This window comes from Buchnera aphidicola (Chaitoregma tattakana) (assembly GCF_039370165.1).
GTDB lineage: Bacteria > Pseudomonadota > Gammaproteobacteria > Enterobacterales > Enterobacteriaceae > Buchnera_G > Buchnera_G aphidicola_F.
Genome location: NZ_CP134991.1, coordinates 145,284 through 161,806 on the forward strand (window position 1 = coordinate 145,284; position 16,523 = coordinate 161,806).

General features: G+C 21.0%; 15 protein-coding genes and 1 other RNA gene. 8 read left to right on the plus strand and 8 right to left on the minus strand.

Going from position 1 to position 16,523, the window contains the following annotated elements; translation table 11 throughout:
* The first annotated feature begins 185 nt into the window (after window positions 1–185).
* Window positions 186–908, plus strand: a complete 723-nt coding sequence (locus RJI84_RS00660; protein ID WP_343189205.1) for a DUF2076 domain-containing protein — start codon at window positions 186–188, stop codon at window positions 906–908.
* A 72-nt stretch (window positions 909–980) separates the two neighbouring features.
* Here the strand turns inward: RJI84_RS00660 and RJI84_RS00665 are convergent, their stop codons facing one another.
* Entirely contained in the window at window positions 981–1,571 is a 591-nt protein-coding gene (locus tag RJI84_RS00665) for a peroxiredoxin (protein WP_343189206.1), read from the minus strand.
* A gap of 94 nt (window positions 1,572–1,665) precedes the next feature.
* Here RJI84_RS00665 and ung point away from each other — a divergent pair, with 94 nt between their 5' ends.
* Window positions 1,666–2,328, plus strand: coding sequence for a uracil-DNA glycosylase (gene ung, locus RJI84_RS00670; protein WP_343189207.1), 663 nt, complete (start codon window positions 1,666–1,668; stop codon window positions 2,326–2,328).
* A gap of 16 nt (window positions 2,329–2,344) precedes the next feature.
* On the opposite strand, the gene RJI84_RS00675 is transcribed toward ung, so the two are convergent.
* Window positions 2,345–2,740, minus strand: coding sequence for a nucleotide exchange factor GrpE (locus RJI84_RS00675; RefSeq protein ID WP_343189208.1), 396 nt, complete (start codon window positions 2,738–2,740; stop codon window positions 2,345–2,347).
* A gap of 60 nt (window positions 2,741–2,800) precedes the next feature.
* Window positions 2,801–3,167: a transfer-messenger RNA gene (gene ssrA, locus RJI84_RS00680) on the minus strand.
* A gap of 144 nt (window positions 3,168–3,311) precedes the next feature.
* Here ssrA and grxD point away from each other — a divergent pair.
* Window positions 3,312–3,620: a Grx4 family monothiol glutaredoxin gene (gene grxD, locus RJI84_RS00685; RefSeq protein WP_343189209.1), complete on the plus strand. Its 309-nt coding sequence runs from the start codon at window positions 3,312–3,314 to the stop codon at window positions 3,618–3,620.
* Between the two features lie 80 nt (window positions 3,621–3,700).
* On the opposite strand, the gene rnt is transcribed toward grxD, so the two are convergent.
* On the minus strand, window positions 3,701–4,345 hold the full coding sequence (rnt, locus tag RJI84_RS00690; protein WP_343189210.1) for a ribonuclease T: 645 nt from the start codon (window positions 4,343–4,345) through the stop codon (window positions 3,701–3,703).
* 143 nt (window positions 4,346–4,488) lie between these two features.
* Between rnt and RJI84_RS00695 the strand changes: the two genes are divergently transcribed.
* The 3 genes from RJI84_RS00695 (at window position 4,489) to ychF (ending at window position 6,920) form a co-directional block, all read left to right on the plus strand.
* Window positions 4,489–5,121: a superoxide dismutase gene (locus RJI84_RS00695; RefSeq protein WP_343189211.1), complete on the plus strand. Its 633-nt coding sequence runs from the start codon at window positions 4,489–4,491 to the stop codon at window positions 5,119–5,121.
* 85 nt (window positions 5,122–5,206) lie between these two features.
* Window positions 5,207–5,743: an aminoacyl-tRNA hydrolase gene (gene pth / locus RJI84_RS00700; RefSeq protein ID WP_343189212.1), complete on the plus strand. Its 537-nt coding sequence runs from the start codon at window positions 5,207–5,209 to the stop codon at window positions 5,741–5,743.
* Between the two features lie 82 nt (window positions 5,744–5,825).
* Window positions 5,826–6,920 (plus strand): redox-regulated ATPase YchF, encoded by a 1,095-nt coding sequence (gene ychF / locus RJI84_RS00705; RefSeq protein WP_343189213.1) that lies wholly within the window; start codon window positions 5,826–5,828, stop codon window positions 6,918–6,920.
* Window positions 6,921–7,000: 80 nt separating this feature from the next.
* Here the strand turns inward: ychF and thrC are convergent, their stop codons facing one another.
* From thrC to dksA, 4 genes are all read right to left on the minus strand, one after another.
* Window positions 7,001–8,296, minus strand: coding sequence for a threonine synthase (gene thrC, locus RJI84_RS00710; protein WP_343189214.1), 1,296 nt, complete (start codon window positions 8,294–8,296; stop codon window positions 7,001–7,003).
* Between the two features lie 3 nt (window positions 8,297–8,299).
* Window positions 8,300–9,229 (minus strand): homoserine kinase, encoded by a 930-nt coding sequence (gene thrB, locus RJI84_RS00715; RefSeq protein ID WP_343189215.1) that lies wholly within the window; start codon window positions 9,227–9,229, stop codon window positions 8,300–8,302.
* A gap of 17 nt (window positions 9,230–9,246) precedes the next feature.
* A complete protein-coding gene (gene thrA, locus RJI84_RS00720) occupies window positions 9,247–11,700 on the minus strand; it encodes a bifunctional aspartate kinase/homoserine dehydrogenase I (RefSeq protein WP_343189216.1) in 2,454 nt (817 codons plus the stop codon).
* 227 nt (window positions 11,701–11,927) lie between these two features.
* Window positions 11,928–12,383 carry an RNA polymerase-binding protein DksA gene (gene dksA, locus RJI84_RS00725; RefSeq protein WP_343189217.1) on the minus strand — a complete coding sequence of 152 codons (456 nt, stop codon included), beginning with the start codon at window positions 12,381–12,383 and terminating at the stop codon, window positions 11,928–11,930.
* A gap of 182 nt (window positions 12,384–12,565) precedes the next feature.
* Here dksA and truA point away from each other — a divergent pair, with 182 nt between their 5' ends.
* A complete protein-coding gene (gene truA / locus RJI84_RS00730; RefSeq protein ID WP_343189218.1) occupies window positions 12,566–13,363 on the plus strand; it encodes a tRNA pseudouridine(38-40) synthase TruA in 798 nt (265 codons plus the stop codon).
* 200 nt (window positions 13,364–13,563) lie between these two features.
* Window positions 13,564–16,176, plus strand: coding sequence for a preprotein translocase subunit SecA (secA, locus tag RJI84_RS00735; RefSeq protein ID WP_343189219.1), 2,613 nt, complete (start codon window positions 13,564–13,566; stop codon window positions 16,174–16,176).
* Window positions 16,177–16,523 lie beyond the last annotated feature (347 nt).

A 16,523-nucleotide genomic window follows, 5' to 3' on the forward strand; every position in this document is an offset into this window, starting at 1 on the left:
ATGTTAATATAACTATTTATTATATGTATATTTTTGTATATTAATATTTAATTAATATAATTGTATCTTTTTAAATATTTTTATCAACTAAAGTTGATTATAATTTTTTTTAATATTTTTATTTTTATTTTATATTTAAATTTCAATTTTTTTTAACAATTTTTTAAAAAACGTTGGTAAACATTATGAATTCTGAAGAAAAAATACTTATAAAAAATTTATTTAAAAAAATAAATAGTATAGAAAAAAAGTTTTCTAAAAAGGACAGTGAAGCAAATAATTTAATTTTAGATCTTTTGAAGAAAAATCCGAACTCTTATTATTATATAGTACAATCTTTATTGGTTCAGGATGAAGTGATATTAAGGTTAAATAACAACATTAATAAATTAAAAATAAAAATAGATGAATTAAAAAAATTTAAGAAGAATACTAAAAAAAGTTTTTTATCTAACTTTTTTAATTCAGATAAAAATGATTCTGAAAATAGTAATATTAGAAATAATACAGACATAAAAAAAAACTATGTAATTAACAATGAAAACAAAGATAATGAAAAACGTAGTTGTTTTTCTCAGAATAATAATGGTAGCTTTTTAGGTAATGCTTTGCAAACAGCAGCTGGTGTAGCAGGTGGTATAGCTTTTGGAAACTTATTAACTAGTTTATTTCATTCTAATAGATATGATCAACCTGTAATAAATGATATACATAATACGAATTTTTTTAATGTAGAAGAAAATTCTAAAAATAATTTAGAAAACTATGATATTAATAAAAAAGATGTCCTTAAAGAAGAAGTAGATAATACTGAACATCATGATTTAGAAAAAAGCAGTTTCGATGTTATAAATAATGATTCTATAGATGAGTCAGAAGAAAATTTTATAGAAAATGATTTTATATAATATAAAATTTATATTTTTTACATATAATACTAAACCAGCAAAAATATGCATGCTGGTTTTATTTAAATATTTTTATTTATTATTTAAATATTTCTTTAATCCCTCTATATTAGGTTGTATTCCAATTTTTTTATTATTCCAATCTGATGGACATACTTCTCCTTTTTTTTTGTGAAAATTTATTGCATCTATCATTCTTATAGTTTCTTCAATATTTCTTCCATATGGAAGATCGTTTATTGTTTCATGTTTTACAACACCATCAGAATCTATTAAAAATGTGGCTCTTAAAGCTACACTCATTTCAGGATGTTCAATTCCATATAGTTTTTGTATTTCTTTTTTTATATCAGATATTATTATATATTTTAAATTTCCTATACCTCCATTTTTTATAGAAATATTTTTCCAAGTATAATGTGAATAAATTGAGTCACAGGATACTCCTATTACTCTAACATTTCGTTTTATAAATCTATTATACATATTGTTAAACTTTGAGATTTCTGTAGGGCACACAAACGTAAAATCCATAGGCCAAAAAAATAGTACAGAAATTCTGTTTTTTATATATTTTTTAAAATCAAAATTTTTTACTATATCGTTATTTTCTAATATTGCTGGAGCAAAGAATGTAGGAGCTTTTTTTGTTACTAAAGTCATATTTTACCTATATTTTTTATGTTGCTTAATTTTTATAAAAATATTATTTTATTAGTTAAAATCAATATTATTTTGTAATAAGTATATGTTGTATATGAATAAAATTATAACATGGAAAAATATATTGGATATTGAAAATAAAAAATATTTATCTAAAATATTAAATTTTATAAACATGGAGAGATTGAAAAAAAAAATATATCCTCCAAAAAATTTTGTGTTTTCAGCATTTAGATATACTAGTTTTAATAATATTAAAATAGTTATATTAGGACAAGATCCTTATCATAAATGTGGTCAAGCTAATGGATTATCTTTTTCAGTAAATAATGGTGTAAAAATACCTCCTTCATTAAAAAATATATTTAAAGAATTAAAAAATAATATACCAAGTTTCAGAATTCCTAGTCATGGATTTCTATTAAAATGGGCTTTACAAGGGGTTTTTTTATTAAACACTGTTCTCACAGTAGAAGAAGGAAGACCTAACTCCCATAAAAAAGTTGGGTGGGAGAATTTTACTGATGTAATAATAAAAAAAATTAGTAAAAATAAGAAAAATATAATTTTTTTACTATGGGGTAAAATAGCACAAAGGAAAATTAATTTAATTAATTTAAAAAAACATATTATATTATTAGCATCACATCCATCACCTTACTCTGCAAGAAATGGTTTTTTTGGTTGTAATCACTTTGTAAAAGTGAATAATATTTTATCTTCTTTAAATAAAAAAACAATAGATTGGAATATATAGAAATATATAATTTTATTTATTTATAAAATTTGTTTTTTATTTTTGATAAAGCTTTTAATATTAATGGTATCCCTTCAAGTATAGGGTTATTCATAATTTTTTTTTCTTTTATTTTTTTATTTATTTTTTTTATTTTTTTTATTATTTTTGTTATGTTTTTAATAAATAAATTAACATTTTTTTGTTTTATTTCTTTTTTTCTCTTATTTACTTCTTTTTTCATATTTTCTATATTTGCTTTTTCCCTTAAACTAATTTCTTTGTCTATTTTCTCAAGTTTTTTAAATTTTTCTAAGTATTTTTTAATTTTTAATTTAATATTTTTGTTTTTTTCTATGTACGTCTTAATAGTTTTTTTTTGTTTTTTTTCGTCATGTTTAATATTGTCATGTATAATATTTTTTTTTTTCATAGTTTTATTATCTATTACATATTATTAAAAAGTTATTTTTTATTGTTATTATTTTTATGTTTTTGGAGCTGGCGGGATTCGAACCCGCGTCCAAATAACATTTAATAAAATAGGTATTACATGCTTATTCTATTTTTTATTAGTTTAAATTTTTTTAATATATAGAAATATTACAAAAATCATAATACATATTTAATTTCTTTTTATAAAAACATGTATATTTTTTACAAAAATATCTCTTTTTTTATATGACCTTTATATCTAATATTAAAGAGAATGATTAGAAAAAGGGCTTTTTCTGTTTTTTAAGCAGCTAAAGCGTATTGTGTTCTTTTTGCAAATATTTTTTTCGGTTTTTTACGAGGCCACCGACCCTCGACATGAACCTAAAATTTTAAAATTATTTGTCAAATCCTAAAACAGCCCCTATTAAAAAAAATATTATTTTATTATCTCAAAAAAAAATGTGTATGTCTATATCTTATTTTATATTTTTATTTTATAATAAAATTAAAATAATATTTTTTAAAATATTTTAAAAATTTTGTAATTTAATTATAAACTTATAAAAATGAATGTTATAGAAAAAATTAAAAATCAAATAAAAAATAATTCAATATTATTATATATGAAAGGCAGTATACATTATCCTAGTTGTGGTTTTTCTTCTCAGGCTTCTAAAATAATTTTGGCGCACACTAAAAAATGTAAATATGTAGATGTTATAAAATACCCCGAAATAAGACGAGAATTACCTAAATTTGCTAATTGGCCTACTTTTCCGCAATTATGGGTTTCAGGAAAATTAGTTGGTGGTTGTAGTATTATAATAAATATGTCAAAAACAGGTGAACTAAAACAAATTTTAAAAAACATATAATTTTTTATTTTTTAACAATTTTTTTTGATAAAGATATAACATTAAATTTTAAATTTAAAATTTATTGTTATATCTATTTTTTACATTTTTTTAATTGGCCACCCACCTAGTTTTTTCCATTTATTTACTATTTTGCAAAACAAGTTAGCGGTTTGCGTAGCGTCATATATTGCAGAATGTGCTTGTTTATTATCAAAATATATTCCTATGTTTTTACATGCTTTTGCAAGAACTGTTTGTCCTAATGCTAAACCACTTAATGTGGCTGTATCAAAAGTTACAAATGTGTGGAATGGATTTTTTTTTATTTTATTTCTTTTTATAGCAGACATAAAAAAATTTAAGTCAAATATAGAATTATGAGCTACTATTATTCCTTTTTTACATTTTTCTAATTTTATTCCTTCTTGAACTTTTTTTATAATTTTATTTATAGCTACTTTTTCGCTTACAGCACCTCGTAGAGGACTGAATGGATCTATTTTATTAAATTTTATAGACATTTCATTTACTATAGATCCTATAAATGGTTTTATATGATAATGTAAAATTTTTTTTTTTTTCAACCATCCTAACTTATCCATTTTTAATGTAATTGCTGCTATTTCTAGTAGAGCATCTGTTTCATAGTTAAATCCAGCTGTTTCTATATCTATTACTACAGGATAAAAGTTTCTAAATCTTTTTTTTAAAAAATAATTTATTTTATTGTTTTTGTGTTCCATATCAGTTCCAAGAATTTTGTTTTCTATATATCATGTAAAAAAAATATTTATAAAAAAAATTGTGTATATTTTATCATTTTTATTTATAATAAAATTAATATTAATTTTATTATATAAATATTTTATTTTAGGAGTTTACATACATGTTTCAATTACCTAGTTTAAGTTATTCATATACATCTCTTGAACCATATATAGACGAAGAAACTATGTTTATACATTATAATAAACATCATAAGAATTATTTAGAAAATTTAAATAATATTCTTATTAAGAATAATATTTCTTATTCATCTTTAGAATCTTTAATAAAATCTATTAATAAAATAGATATTAAAGATATACAACAACTTAAAAATCATGCTGGAGGTCATTATAATCATTCATTGTTTTGGAAGAATATTAAGTTAAATACTAATATAAATAATAATTTTAAAAAGGTTATAGAAAAGAATTTTGTCAATATAAAAAATTTTAAGAACAAGTTTGAGAAAATTGCATCTATGCATTTTGGTTCAGGATGGATATGGTTAGTTATTAGAAATGATAAAAAGTTAGAAATTGTTTCTACAAAAAATCAAGATAATACACTTATGTATAGTAACTCACAAGACTCTATTAAATATCCAATTTTTGGATTAGATCTTTGGGAGCATGCTTATTACTTGAAGTATAAAAATAATAGAATAGCATATATAAAAAATTTTTGGAAAATTTTAAATTGGGATTTTGTTTCTAAAAGATATAACAATTTTGTAGAAAAAAAATTATTTTAAATGTTTATTAATTAAAATATGTTAGTAATAAAAAATTTTTTGTGTTTTTTAATTTTTTTTAGTGTTTTAATAAGGAATTCTATCTTTGAAAAATATTAAATTAATAGTTGGGTTATCTAATCCTTATAAAGAATATAAAAAAACTAGACATAATGTTGGCTCATGGTTTATAAGAATTTTATCTAGAAAAGTATCAGTAGATTTAAAAATCAAAAACAAATTTTTTGGGTATATAGGATTATGGAAAAAATGTAAAAATGATATTTATTTGTTAATTCCTAATTTATATATGAATTTAAATGGAATTTCTATAAGTATAGTGTCATCGTTTTATAAGATAAAAAGTGATGACATTTTAATAATTCAAGATGATTTAAACACTGATATAGGAAAATATAATTTTATTAATTCTCACAATAGTTATGGGCATAATGGTATTAAAAATGTAAAAAGCAAATTTGAAAAAAATACTTTATTTAAAAGAATTTGTATTGGTATTGGTAAGCCTGATAAAAATGTGAATTTATCATCTTATGTATTATCTATTCCTACAGAAACAGATAAAAATTTAATTATACAATCTATAGAAAAATCTATGCATATAATAGAGAAATTTTTGTAATATAAGTTATTTTTTTTCAAAATTAATATTTTATGGATTTTATAACATCACTTTATAACAATTTCTTAGAGTAATTTTAATTATGTCTTTAACATGTGGTATAGTAGGTTTGCCTAATGTTGGTAAATCAATGTTATTTAATATATTGACTAAGTCAAATGTACCTTCTAAAAATTTTCCATTTTGTACTATACAGCCTAATATAGGAATTTCTTTAATAGAGGATAAAAGGATTGATAACATTTTTAAAATTATAAAGTCTAAAAATGTTGTGAAATCATATATAAAATTTGTAGATATAGCTGGTTTAATAAAAAATTCACATTTAGGATATGGTTTAGGAAATAAATTTTTAGAAAACATAAAAAAGGTTGATGCAATATTGCATGTAGTAAGATTCTTTAAAACATGTGATGTTATTCATGTTAATAACAAAATAAATCCTAAATATGATGTAGATTTAGTAAATGTAGAACTTATGTTGTCTGATTATCAAGACTGTAAAAGGTATATTAAATATTATGAAAAACAAATTTATAAAGAAAGTTTTAAGCTCAAAGCATATAATTTAGAAATTTTATCAGTATTAAAAAAATGTGTAAGTAAATTAAAAAAAAATATAATGATTTCTAATATTTGTTTTGTAAAAAGTGAAAGGAAAATTTTAAATTCATTTAACTTTATAACTAACAAGCCTTTTATATATATTGCTAATATAGATTTAGAAGATTTTTTTTTATTGAAAATTCAAAAAAAAATACCTATTATGTTAAAATCTTTTCCTTACAAAATTTTTCCAGTTTGTATAAATTTTAATAAAAAGTATATTTATAATAAAAGTTCAAATAATGATATGTTATTAAATTTTTTTTTGGAAGATATAAAAAAAATTGTGTATGTAACATTTAATTTATTAAAATTACAAACTTTTTTTACTATAGGAAAAAAAGAAACAAAATCATGGATTATAAAAAAAGGCACTAAAGCTATTGATGCTGCTAATATTATACACACTGATTTTAAAAAAGGATTTATAAGAGCTAAAATAGTTTCTTATAAAGATTTTATGTTTTATAAAAGTATTAATTTATTAAAAAAATATGGAAAGTATAGATTAGAAGGAAAAGACTATATATTATCTGATGGAGATATTGTTAATTTTTTATTTAATATTTAGTATTAAATATATAAAATTTTTTATTACTTTAATAAGTTTCCTATCAAGTCTATAAGTATTACTTGTTAGGAAACTAAAGTTTATAACAGAAATTTTTTCAGTGAAGAAAATTTAGGATCTATAGAAAATGATATAGATTTTATGTTATTTTGGTCTATTATTTTTTTTGGTAATTTTATCTTTATAGGAATAATTTTTTCAACTGTGTTTTTAAATTTTAATGGATGAGCTGTACCTAAAAATAGTCCGTGATCTTCTTTTTTCATATTTTTTTTTAGTACTGTGTATGCTACTGCAGCATGAGGTTCTGATATATATTTTAAATTATATAGTTCTTGTATACTTTTTTTAGTTTGTTCTTCCGACACGCTTCCAAATTTTAAGTTTTTAGAATTTTTTATATCCCATTTGTTTTGTTTAAACAATTCTAATACTCTGTCCCAATTATTTGGTATGCTTATGTCCATAGCGTTAGATATTGTTGAAATTGTTTTTTTAGGGTTCCAATGTCCGCTTTTTAAAAATCTTGGAACAGTATCATTAGAATTAGTAGAAGCTATAAAATTCTTTATTGGCAGTCCTATTGATTTTGCAATTAGCCCCGCTGTAATATTTCCGAAATTTCCACAAGGTACTGATATGATTAAATTTTTTCTATTTTCTGTTTTTATTAAAGAAAATGCTTCAAAGTAGTAACATACTTGTGCTAACAGTCTACTTATATTTATAGAATTTCCAGAGTTTAAACCGATTTTTTTTTTTAATTCAGAATCATTGAAAGCAGTTTTTACGAGATTTTGGCACTCGTCAAAACTTCCATTTACAGATATTGTTTTTATATTTTTTCCAAGAGTACAGAACATTTTTTCTTGTATTTTACTTATTTTTCCCTTTGGATATAGTATTACTACATTTACATTTTTCATATTATAAAATGCATTTGCTACAGCAGCTCCTGTATCTCCTGATGTGGCTGTGAGTATTGTAACTTTTTTTTTATTTACTTTGTTTAAGAAATGTATAATTTGAGACATAAACCTAGCACCAAAATCTTTGAATGCCAATGTAGGACCATGAAATAACTCTAAACATGAAACGTTTTTATTTATTGATTGAATTTTTGGATGTATAGAATAAAATGATTTTTTAACTATTTTCTGCAAATTTTTTTTAGATATTTCTGATCCTATAAAAGAATTTAATATTCTGCAACTTTTTTCATGAAAGTTCATGTCTAACATTTTATTTATTTCTTTTTCTTTGAAATATGGCATTTTTTTGGGGAAAAATAGTCCTTGTCTGTCGCACAATCCAAGTTCTACTGCTTCTAAAAATGTTACTTCTTTTTTATTATTTTTCATACTATATAATTTCATATTTTACCTTTTTATTACAGTCCCTTTATTGTTTACTTTACATATTTTTACAAATCCTTGGTTGTTTATTAAATAGTTTTTTTCTAACCATTTAGAGATGCTATTCGCTGATTCTGTATTATTACATATAGAAAATATTGTTGGTCCTGACCCTGATATTCCAAAACCTATTGATCCTTCTTTTTTTAAATTTTTTCTCATTTTAAGAAATCCAGGAATATATTTCATTCTATATGGTTCAGCTATTATATCTTTTATAAAGCTTATAGCTAGTTTTTGTTGTGCAGAATATGATGAATGAATAAATCCTGCTAAATTTCTGCTATGTTCTATACAAGTATGTAACTTATATCTTTTTGGTAATATTTTTCTAGCTTTTGATGTAGATACATTTGTGCCCGGCCATGCAACAACCCATTTCCAGTTTTTAAAATATGGAATGGATTGACTAATGTATTTTTTGCTTTGTAGTATAATTTGTAATCCACCTAAAAAACATGGTGCTACATTATCATAATGTATATTTCCTGATATTTCTCCTTCTAATCTCCCCATAATATTTAATAATTCTTTTTTAGATAGAGGTTTTTTACAAAATTCGTTCATAGCTACTAGACTTGCTGAAATAGAACATGCACTAGAACCCAAACCTGATCCAATAGGCATATTTTTTTCTAAAGTAATTAGCACAGATATTTTTTTGTTTATTTTTTTGCAAAAATATTTCCAGCATTTCCATATAATATTTTCAGTAAATACTACAGGTAATTGTTCAGAAAATTTTCCTATATTTTTTATCTCAAACTTTTTATGTTCTTTTATTTCTACAATGTCCCCAAAATTAGAATTATCTATAGGAGATATCGCTATTCCTAATGTATCAAATCCAACACTAATATTTCCTATAGTAGCTGGTGAATAAACTCTGATCATAATTATTTTCCACGTTATTATGATATTATACGTAATAAATCTGAAAATACTCCAGCGGAGGTTACTGTATTTCCCGCTCCATATCCTCTTAATATTAATGGTGTGGGATTGTAATATTTACTATAAAATATAAAAGCATTTTCTCCATTTTTTATGTTATACAAAGGATCATTTTTACTGATTTTTTCTATTTTTACTTGACATTTTTTGTTTTCTGTTATGGAACCTACTAATCTTAAAACTTTTTTTTGTTTTTTTGCTGTTCTTATTTTATCAGAATAAAAGTTTTGTATATTATTTAAGTTTTTAAACAAATCTTTTTTGTTTATATTTTTTGTTACAATGTTTTTTGGTAAGATTTTCGATATATTAATATTTTTTAGTTCTAAATTTATTCCTATTTCTCTAGCTATTATTAATATTTTTCTTGCAACATCTATGCCTGATAAGTCATCTATTGGATTAGGTTCAGTAAAACCTAATTTTTGAGCTTGTTTTACGGCTTCTACGATAGAATAATTTTCTTCTAATTTACCAAATATATATGATAATGAACCTGATAGTATTCCTCTAAATTTTATTATTTGATCTCCTGAAATTATTAAATTTTTTAGATTTTCTATTATTGGTAATCCAGCACCTACATTAGTTTCATATAAAAATTTTTTTTTATATCTTATTAAATAATTTCTAATTTTTTTATAGTATTTCATACTACTAGTATTAGCTTTTTTGTTAGATGCTATTATATTAAATCCCTTTTTTATAAAATAATCATAATTTTCAGAAATTTCTTTACTAGACGTACAGTCTACTATTATGGGATTATTGAGTTTTTTCTTTGTTATTTTTTTTATATACTCTTTTATATTTATTTTTTTATCTTTTTTTTGTATTAAATTTTGGTATTGCTCTGTGTTTATGTTGTTTGTTTTTATAATATAATTTTTTGAATTTGATATTCCTAATATTTTTATATCTATTTTGTTTTTTTTTAGTTTATCTTTTTGTAAATTTATCTGTTTAAGAAGTTTATATCCCACACCTCCCACACCTATTAAAAACACTTCTGATGTTTTGTTTACATTTATGTTAAAAAATTTATTATGTATAGAGTTTATAATTTTTTTTGTATATTTTTTTTTTATTATTATGGATATTGAGTTTTTAGAATCATTTAAAAGTACTGAAATTATTTTTATGTCTATTTCTTTTATAGCAGAAATTATTTTATATAGAATTTTTATTTTAAAAACTATATTTTTTCCAATAATAGATACTATAGATAATTTTTTTTTTATTTTTATTTTGTATTTCTCTTTTTTTGCTAAATGTTTTTTTAATATATTATTTATAAGATGAAAGGGGTTTTTATCTTCTTTTATTGATGTTAAAATTGTAATTTTTTTTTCGCTAATTTTTTTATAATCAAAAATTTTATATTGATTATTTGATGTTACTAATTTTAATATTTTTTTTAAAACTATTCTATTTATTTCTTTTTTAAATAATATTTTTATTATTATAAAGTCTTTTAAATAAGTAATGCTTTTTACTATTTGTTTAAACACATTTTTACTTTTATTGCTAATTATAGTTCCTTTAGTTTCTGGACAATAAAAATTTTTTATTATACATGGTATATTCTTTTTATACAAAGGATAAATTGTTTGAGGATGTATTATCTCTGAACCACATTTTGATAATTCTAAAGCTTCTTCATAAGAAATTCTTTCTACAAGTTTAGCTTTACTAATGTTTTTAGGATTTGCTGTACAAATTCCCTTAACATCTTTCCATATTTCACAAGAAGTTGCATCTATGCAATTTGATAATATAGCTGCAGAATAATCAGACCCATTTCTTCCTAGTATGGTTACTTCATTTTTTAAGTTTCCTGAAATAAATCCTGGAATTAAAATTATTTTATTATTGTATTGTTTTATTTTTTTAAGTTTTTTAGTAGATTCTTTTATATTGACTTTAGCATTTAGATAATTTTCGTCTGATAAAGTATTTTTTATTGGATCTAATATTGTAGAATTCACATTTTTACTTTTTAAAATACTGTTCATTATTTCTGTAGATATAATTTCTCCTTTGCTCATTATAATAGCTTGTTTTTTTTTGTTTATTTTATTAGAATTATTATTTTTACTAAAGATTTTTTCTATTATGTTTATTTGAAATTCTATTTCATTTTTTGTTTTTTTAATTTCAAATTTTTTATTTGTTTCATAAATAGTTTTTAAGATTTTATTAACTTTGCTTTTAACTTTTTTTAAACTTTTATTTTTTTTATTTTTAACATTATTTTTAATAGAAAGAATTAAATAATCTGTAATTTTGTATGGCGCTGACAATACAACTAAAATTTGTTCAGTTTTGCTTTTTTTTTTAAGTATTTCAGAGATTAGTATAAACTTTTTTGCATCTGACAAAATAGAACCACCAAATTTTAATACTTTCACAATTTTATTTTTCCTGTATATATAGATATTATACTTTTTTTAATGTTTTTACTGATAAACAATTCTATTATAAATTTATAATTATAATATATAAAGCGTTGAATAATACTTTTTTTAACGACTTTTTTGTTTATTATTTATTTTTTGTTTTTTTACAATATTTATTTTATAAAATTTTATATTAATTTTTATATTAACAATTTTAGTTGTAGACCTTATGCTTCCTTTTATTTAACTATTTGTTTATCTCTAATTTCTGATACTGTTTTGCAATCTATGCACAAAGTAGCAGTTGGTCTTGCTTCTAGTCTTTTTATTCCTATTTTTACATCGCAAGATTCGCAATATCCAAAATTATTTAGTTCAATTTTTTTTAATGTATTTTTTATCTTTTTTATAATTTGTATATCTCTAGCATTATTTTGTAGTTTTAAACTAAATTCTTCTTCTTGTACTGCTCTATCTATTGGATCTGGAAAATTAATTTGTTCTTGTGATATATTATTATCTGTGTATTTCATTTTATTTTCTGTTTGATTTTTCCAAGCCTCTAAAATTTTTTTAAAATGTTCTATCTGTTTTTTACTCATATATTTTTCATTTTTTTTTTTTTTGTATGGTTTAACTCCGGCTATTGATAATATGCTTAAAGAAGAAATTTTTTTATTTTTTTTTGTTTTCATATATTTATCCATATAAATTTTTTTAATTTTTATAACAATATTGTAATATATAAATTAAATTTTTTTATAAAATATAATAATTATATTTATTTTTTTATAAACTTTTATAAAAATTTATTAATAAAAATATAATACTTATATATTAATATTTTTCAACTTTTATTTTTTGGTAATTTATTGTTATGAGAATCGCATTGGGTATAGAATATAATGGTGTTAAATATCATGGGTGGCAAAGTCAAAAAAATGTAATAACTGTTCAAGGAGTATTAGAAAAATGTTTATCTATAATAGCTAATGAGAATATAATAGTATATTGTGCAGGAAGAACAGATGCAAAAGTACATAGTATAGGACAAGTGATTCATTTCGATACTAGCTCTGTTAGAAAAGAAAAATCTTGGATACTAGGGACTAATTTTTATTTACCTAAAGATATATCTGTAAAATGGGCGAAAATAGTGTCATATAAATTTCATGCTAGATATAGCGCTATATATAGACATTATAGATATATAATAAATAATAGTGATTATAAGTCTGTTTTTTTTACAGATAATTTTTATAACTTTAATAAAAAGTTTTTGAATGTAAAAAAAATGAATTTATCAATTCAGTGTTTAATTGGAGAACATAACTTTTCTTCGTTTAGATCTAAAAGTTGTCAGTCTAAGATTTCATATAGGTATGTGTTTAGTGCCAAAGTATATAGAATCAATTCTTTTGTAATATTCGATATAGTCGCAAATTCATTTTTGCATAATATGGTTAGAAATATAGTAACTTCTTTAATACAGATTGGATCTGATGAAAAAAAAGTATTTTGGATAGAAGAATTATTGCTAATGCAGAACAATAATTTTACATATAGTACATCTAATCCTATAGGTTTATATTTAATTTATGTAAAATATCCACGATTTTTAAATTTTCCTAAATTTTTATATGGTAATAGTATAAAAATTTTTTCGAATTATTGAATAGAATTTGTTTTAAATTTTTTTAAAATTTTACATTTTTTTTTAAAAAAAGGTTTGTTATGTAAGCTAATATAAATATTAATTATTTTATTTTAAAATATATAATATACAATTATTATGAATTATTTTACATAAATTAAGTTTAAAACTATTTTTATATATTTAATTTATACGTAACAATTATTGATGTGAGAGTTTTTATGTTAATAAATTTTCTTAAAAACTTTTTTAAAAGTAAAAATCAGAAAACTTTAGAAAAGATTAATATTACATTAAATATAATAAATGATATGGCAGTTAAATTTTCTAAGTTTAGTGATAAAAAATTAAAAGAATATACTTTTAAATATCGAAATGAAGTTTTTAATGGAGTATCTTTAGATATGATTCTTCCTAAAGCATATTCTCTAGTTATAGAAGCTAGTAAGAGAATTTTAGGAATAAAACATTTTAATGTTCAAATAATAGGAGGAATAGTTTTACATAATAGCTGCATAGCTGAAATGAAAACAGGAGAAGGTAAAACATTGACATCTACTTTACCAATATATTTAAATGCTTTGTCATGTAGAGGTGTTCATGTTGTTACTATGAATGATTATCTTGCTAAAAGAGATTATAATCAAAATAAAAAACTGTTTAATTTTTTAGGAGTTAGTGTTGGTTTAAATTTACCCGAAATGGATTTAAATAAAAAAAAAAAATCTTATCTAGAAGATATTACATATGGTACTAATAATGAATTCTGTTTTGACTATTTAAGAGATAACATGATATTTTGTATGGATCAAAAAGTACAACGAAATTTAAATTATGCTATTATAGATGAAGTAGATTCTATATTAATTGATGAAGCTAGAACACCATTAGTAATGTCTGGATCTTTGAGTGCTGATAAAAAGTTGTATAATCAAATTAATAATTTAGTTTCTAATTTTATTTTAGAAGAAAATTCATTTTTACAAAATTGCGATTCAGAAAAAACTTTCTGTATAGATGAAAAAAGAAAACAAGCATATTTTACTGAAGTAGGATTTATAAAGTTAGAAAAAATTTTTGTTGAAAGAAATTTTTTTAAGAAAAACTATTCTTTATATTCTTCTAAAAATATTATTTTTTTTCAATATGCAACAAACGCTTTAAAAGCACATACTCTATTTTTTAAGAATAAAGATTATATTGTAAAAAATAAAAAGATTTTAATAGTAGACGAGCATACAGGAAGAGTATCTAAAGGACGAAGATGGTCTGATGGATTACATCAAGCAATAGAGGCTAAAGAAAATATAGAAATTAACAATGAAAATTATACTTTAGCATCTATAACATTTCAAAACTATTTTAGATTGTACAAAAAAATTTCTGGTATGACTGGTACAGCCGCTACAGAATCAGAAGAATTTAAATCAATATATAATTTAGATACAGTGTCTATCCCAACAAATAAATCTATTGTTAGAAAAGATTTACCAGATTTAATATATATGACAGAAAAAGAAAAAATTAAAGCAATTATAGAAGACATTAAATCTTGTGTAAAAAGAAAGCAGCCTGTTTTAGTAGGTACAATATCTATAGAAAAGTCAGAGTTTATATCAAAAAAATTACAACAATTAAATATTAAACATAAAGTTTTAAATGCAAAATTCCATGACAAAGAAGCGGAAATAGTTAAAATGGCTGGCGCATTAGGATCAGTTACTATAGCCACTAATATGGCTGGGAGAGGAACAGATATAATGCTAGGTGGAGATTTTAACAGTTTGCTGAAATATTATAAAAGTAGTAAACTTAAATTTAATTATAAAAAAATTTTTAATCTTTGGGAAAAAAATAGAAAATTTGTATTGAATTCTGGAGGATTGCACATAATAGGAACAGAAAGACACGAATCTAGAAGAATAGATAATCAGCTTAAGGGACGAGCCGGCAGACAAGGAGATGTAGGTTCTTCGAGATTCTATATATCTATGGAGGATTATTTATTAAGAATATTTTTACCTGACAATATGATAAACATAATAAAAAGTTTAGGATTAAAAAAAAATAAATCTATAAATAATATTTTTGTTTCTAATGCTATACAAAATTCACAAAAAAAATTAGAAAATTATAATTATGAAATTAGAGCTAGATTATTGGAATATGACGACATAATAAATGAGCAAAGAACAATATTTTATGAAAAACGTAATAAAATACTTAGAGATAATAAAGTTGATAAAATAATTTTTGAAATTTCGAAAGAGATTTTTAAATCTATTGTAAATATGTATTTTGTTGACTCAAGACAATATAATAAAAAAAATATTAAAATGTTAAAAAAATATGTAGAAAAATTTTTTAAAATAAAATTTTCTAGAAATTTTTTTTGTTTTAAAAAAAAAACTTTTCATAATAAAAGAGTTATAAGTTTTATTGTAAAAGTTTTAGAAAATAGATATAAGAGAAAGAAATATTATTTAAAAAAAAATAATTTTAATAAGTTTGAAAAAATTTTAGTATTAAAAATTTTAGACTTATTTTGGAGAGAGCATTTATATGATTTAGAACATTTAAAAAACAGTATTTTTTTACGAGGATATGCTGAAAAAGATCCAAAACAGGAGTATAAGAAGGAATCTTTCTTGATGTTTATGAAAATGATATGGTCAATAAAACATGAGATAGTTTCATTAATAAGTCTATTTTCTTATGAAAAATGTTCTTTTGAATATTTTATATATACATTAGATGAATTTTATAATAATAAGTTTTTTTTAAAAACTTCATTTTTTGAATTTATTAAATATAAAAAAAGCAAAAAATTTTAGTAATATTTTACTTTGTTTATATAAAAAAATATTTTTTATAATTTTTTATATGGTTTAGTGACTTTTAAGAATTTTATAAATTATATAAAATTAAAATTTTTATAAAATAAGTCATAATATTTTTAAAGTTATAATAACTAATTATATATAACAAAAAATTTGTAATGTATTGAAATTTTAAGTTAATATCTATGTATATTTATTAGTATTATAAAAATTTAATATTATATTGTATATATAAAATTAAACAAATATTATTTAATATATTTTTTAAAATATTTACATTTTTATAAAAAAAATTGTTTATAAAACACTGGATTTTTTTTTAAAATACGTGATGACATAAA

Excerpts from the sequence above, each read along its gene's own strand:
- RJI84_RS00660 (WP_343189205.1), top strand. The coding sequence starts at position 186 with ATGAATTCTGAAGAAAAAATACTTATAAAAAATTTATTTAAAAAAATA.
- RJI84_RS00665 (WP_343189206.1), bottom strand. The coding sequence starts at position 1,571 with ATGACTTTAGTAACAAAAAAAGCTCCTACATTCTTTGCTCCAGCAATA.
- ung (WP_343189207.1), top strand. The coding sequence starts at position 1,666 with ATGAATAAAATTATAACATGGAAAAATATATTGGATATTGAAAATAAA.
- RJI84_RS00675 (WP_343189208.1), bottom strand. The coding sequence starts at position 2,740 with ATGAAAAAAAAAAATATTATACATGACAATATTAAACATGACGAAAAA.
- grxD (WP_343189209.1), top strand. The coding sequence starts at position 3,312 with ATGAATGTTATAGAAAAAATTAAAAATCAAATAAAAAATAATTCAATA.
- rnt (WP_343189210.1), bottom strand. The coding sequence starts at position 4,345 with ATGGAACACAAAAACAATAAAATAAATTATTTTTTAAAAAAAAGATTT.
- RJI84_RS00695 (WP_343189211.1), top strand. The coding sequence starts at position 4,489 with ATGTTTCAATTACCTAGTTTAAGTTATTCATATACATCTCTTGAACCA.
- ychF (WP_343189213.1), top strand. The coding sequence starts at position 5,826 with ATGTCTTTAACATGTGGTATAGTAGGTTTGCCTAATGTTGGTAAATCA.
- thrC (WP_343189214.1), bottom strand. The coding sequence starts at position 8,296 with ATGAAATTATATAGTATGAAAAATAATAAAAAAGAAGTAACATTTTTA.
- thrB (WP_343189215.1), bottom strand. The coding sequence starts at position 9,229 with ATGATCAGAGTTTATTCACCAGCTACTATAGGAAATATTAGTGTTGGA.
- dksA (WP_343189217.1), bottom strand. The coding sequence starts at position 12,383 with ATGAAAACAAAAAAAAATAAAAAAATTTCTTCTTTAAGCATATTATCA.
- truA (WP_343189218.1), top strand. The coding sequence starts at position 12,566 with ATGAGAATCGCATTGGGTATAGAATATAATGGTGTTAAATATCATGGG.
- secA (WP_343189219.1), top strand. The coding sequence starts at position 13,564 with ATGTTAATAAATTTTCTTAAAAACTTTTTTAAAAGTAAAAATCAGAAA.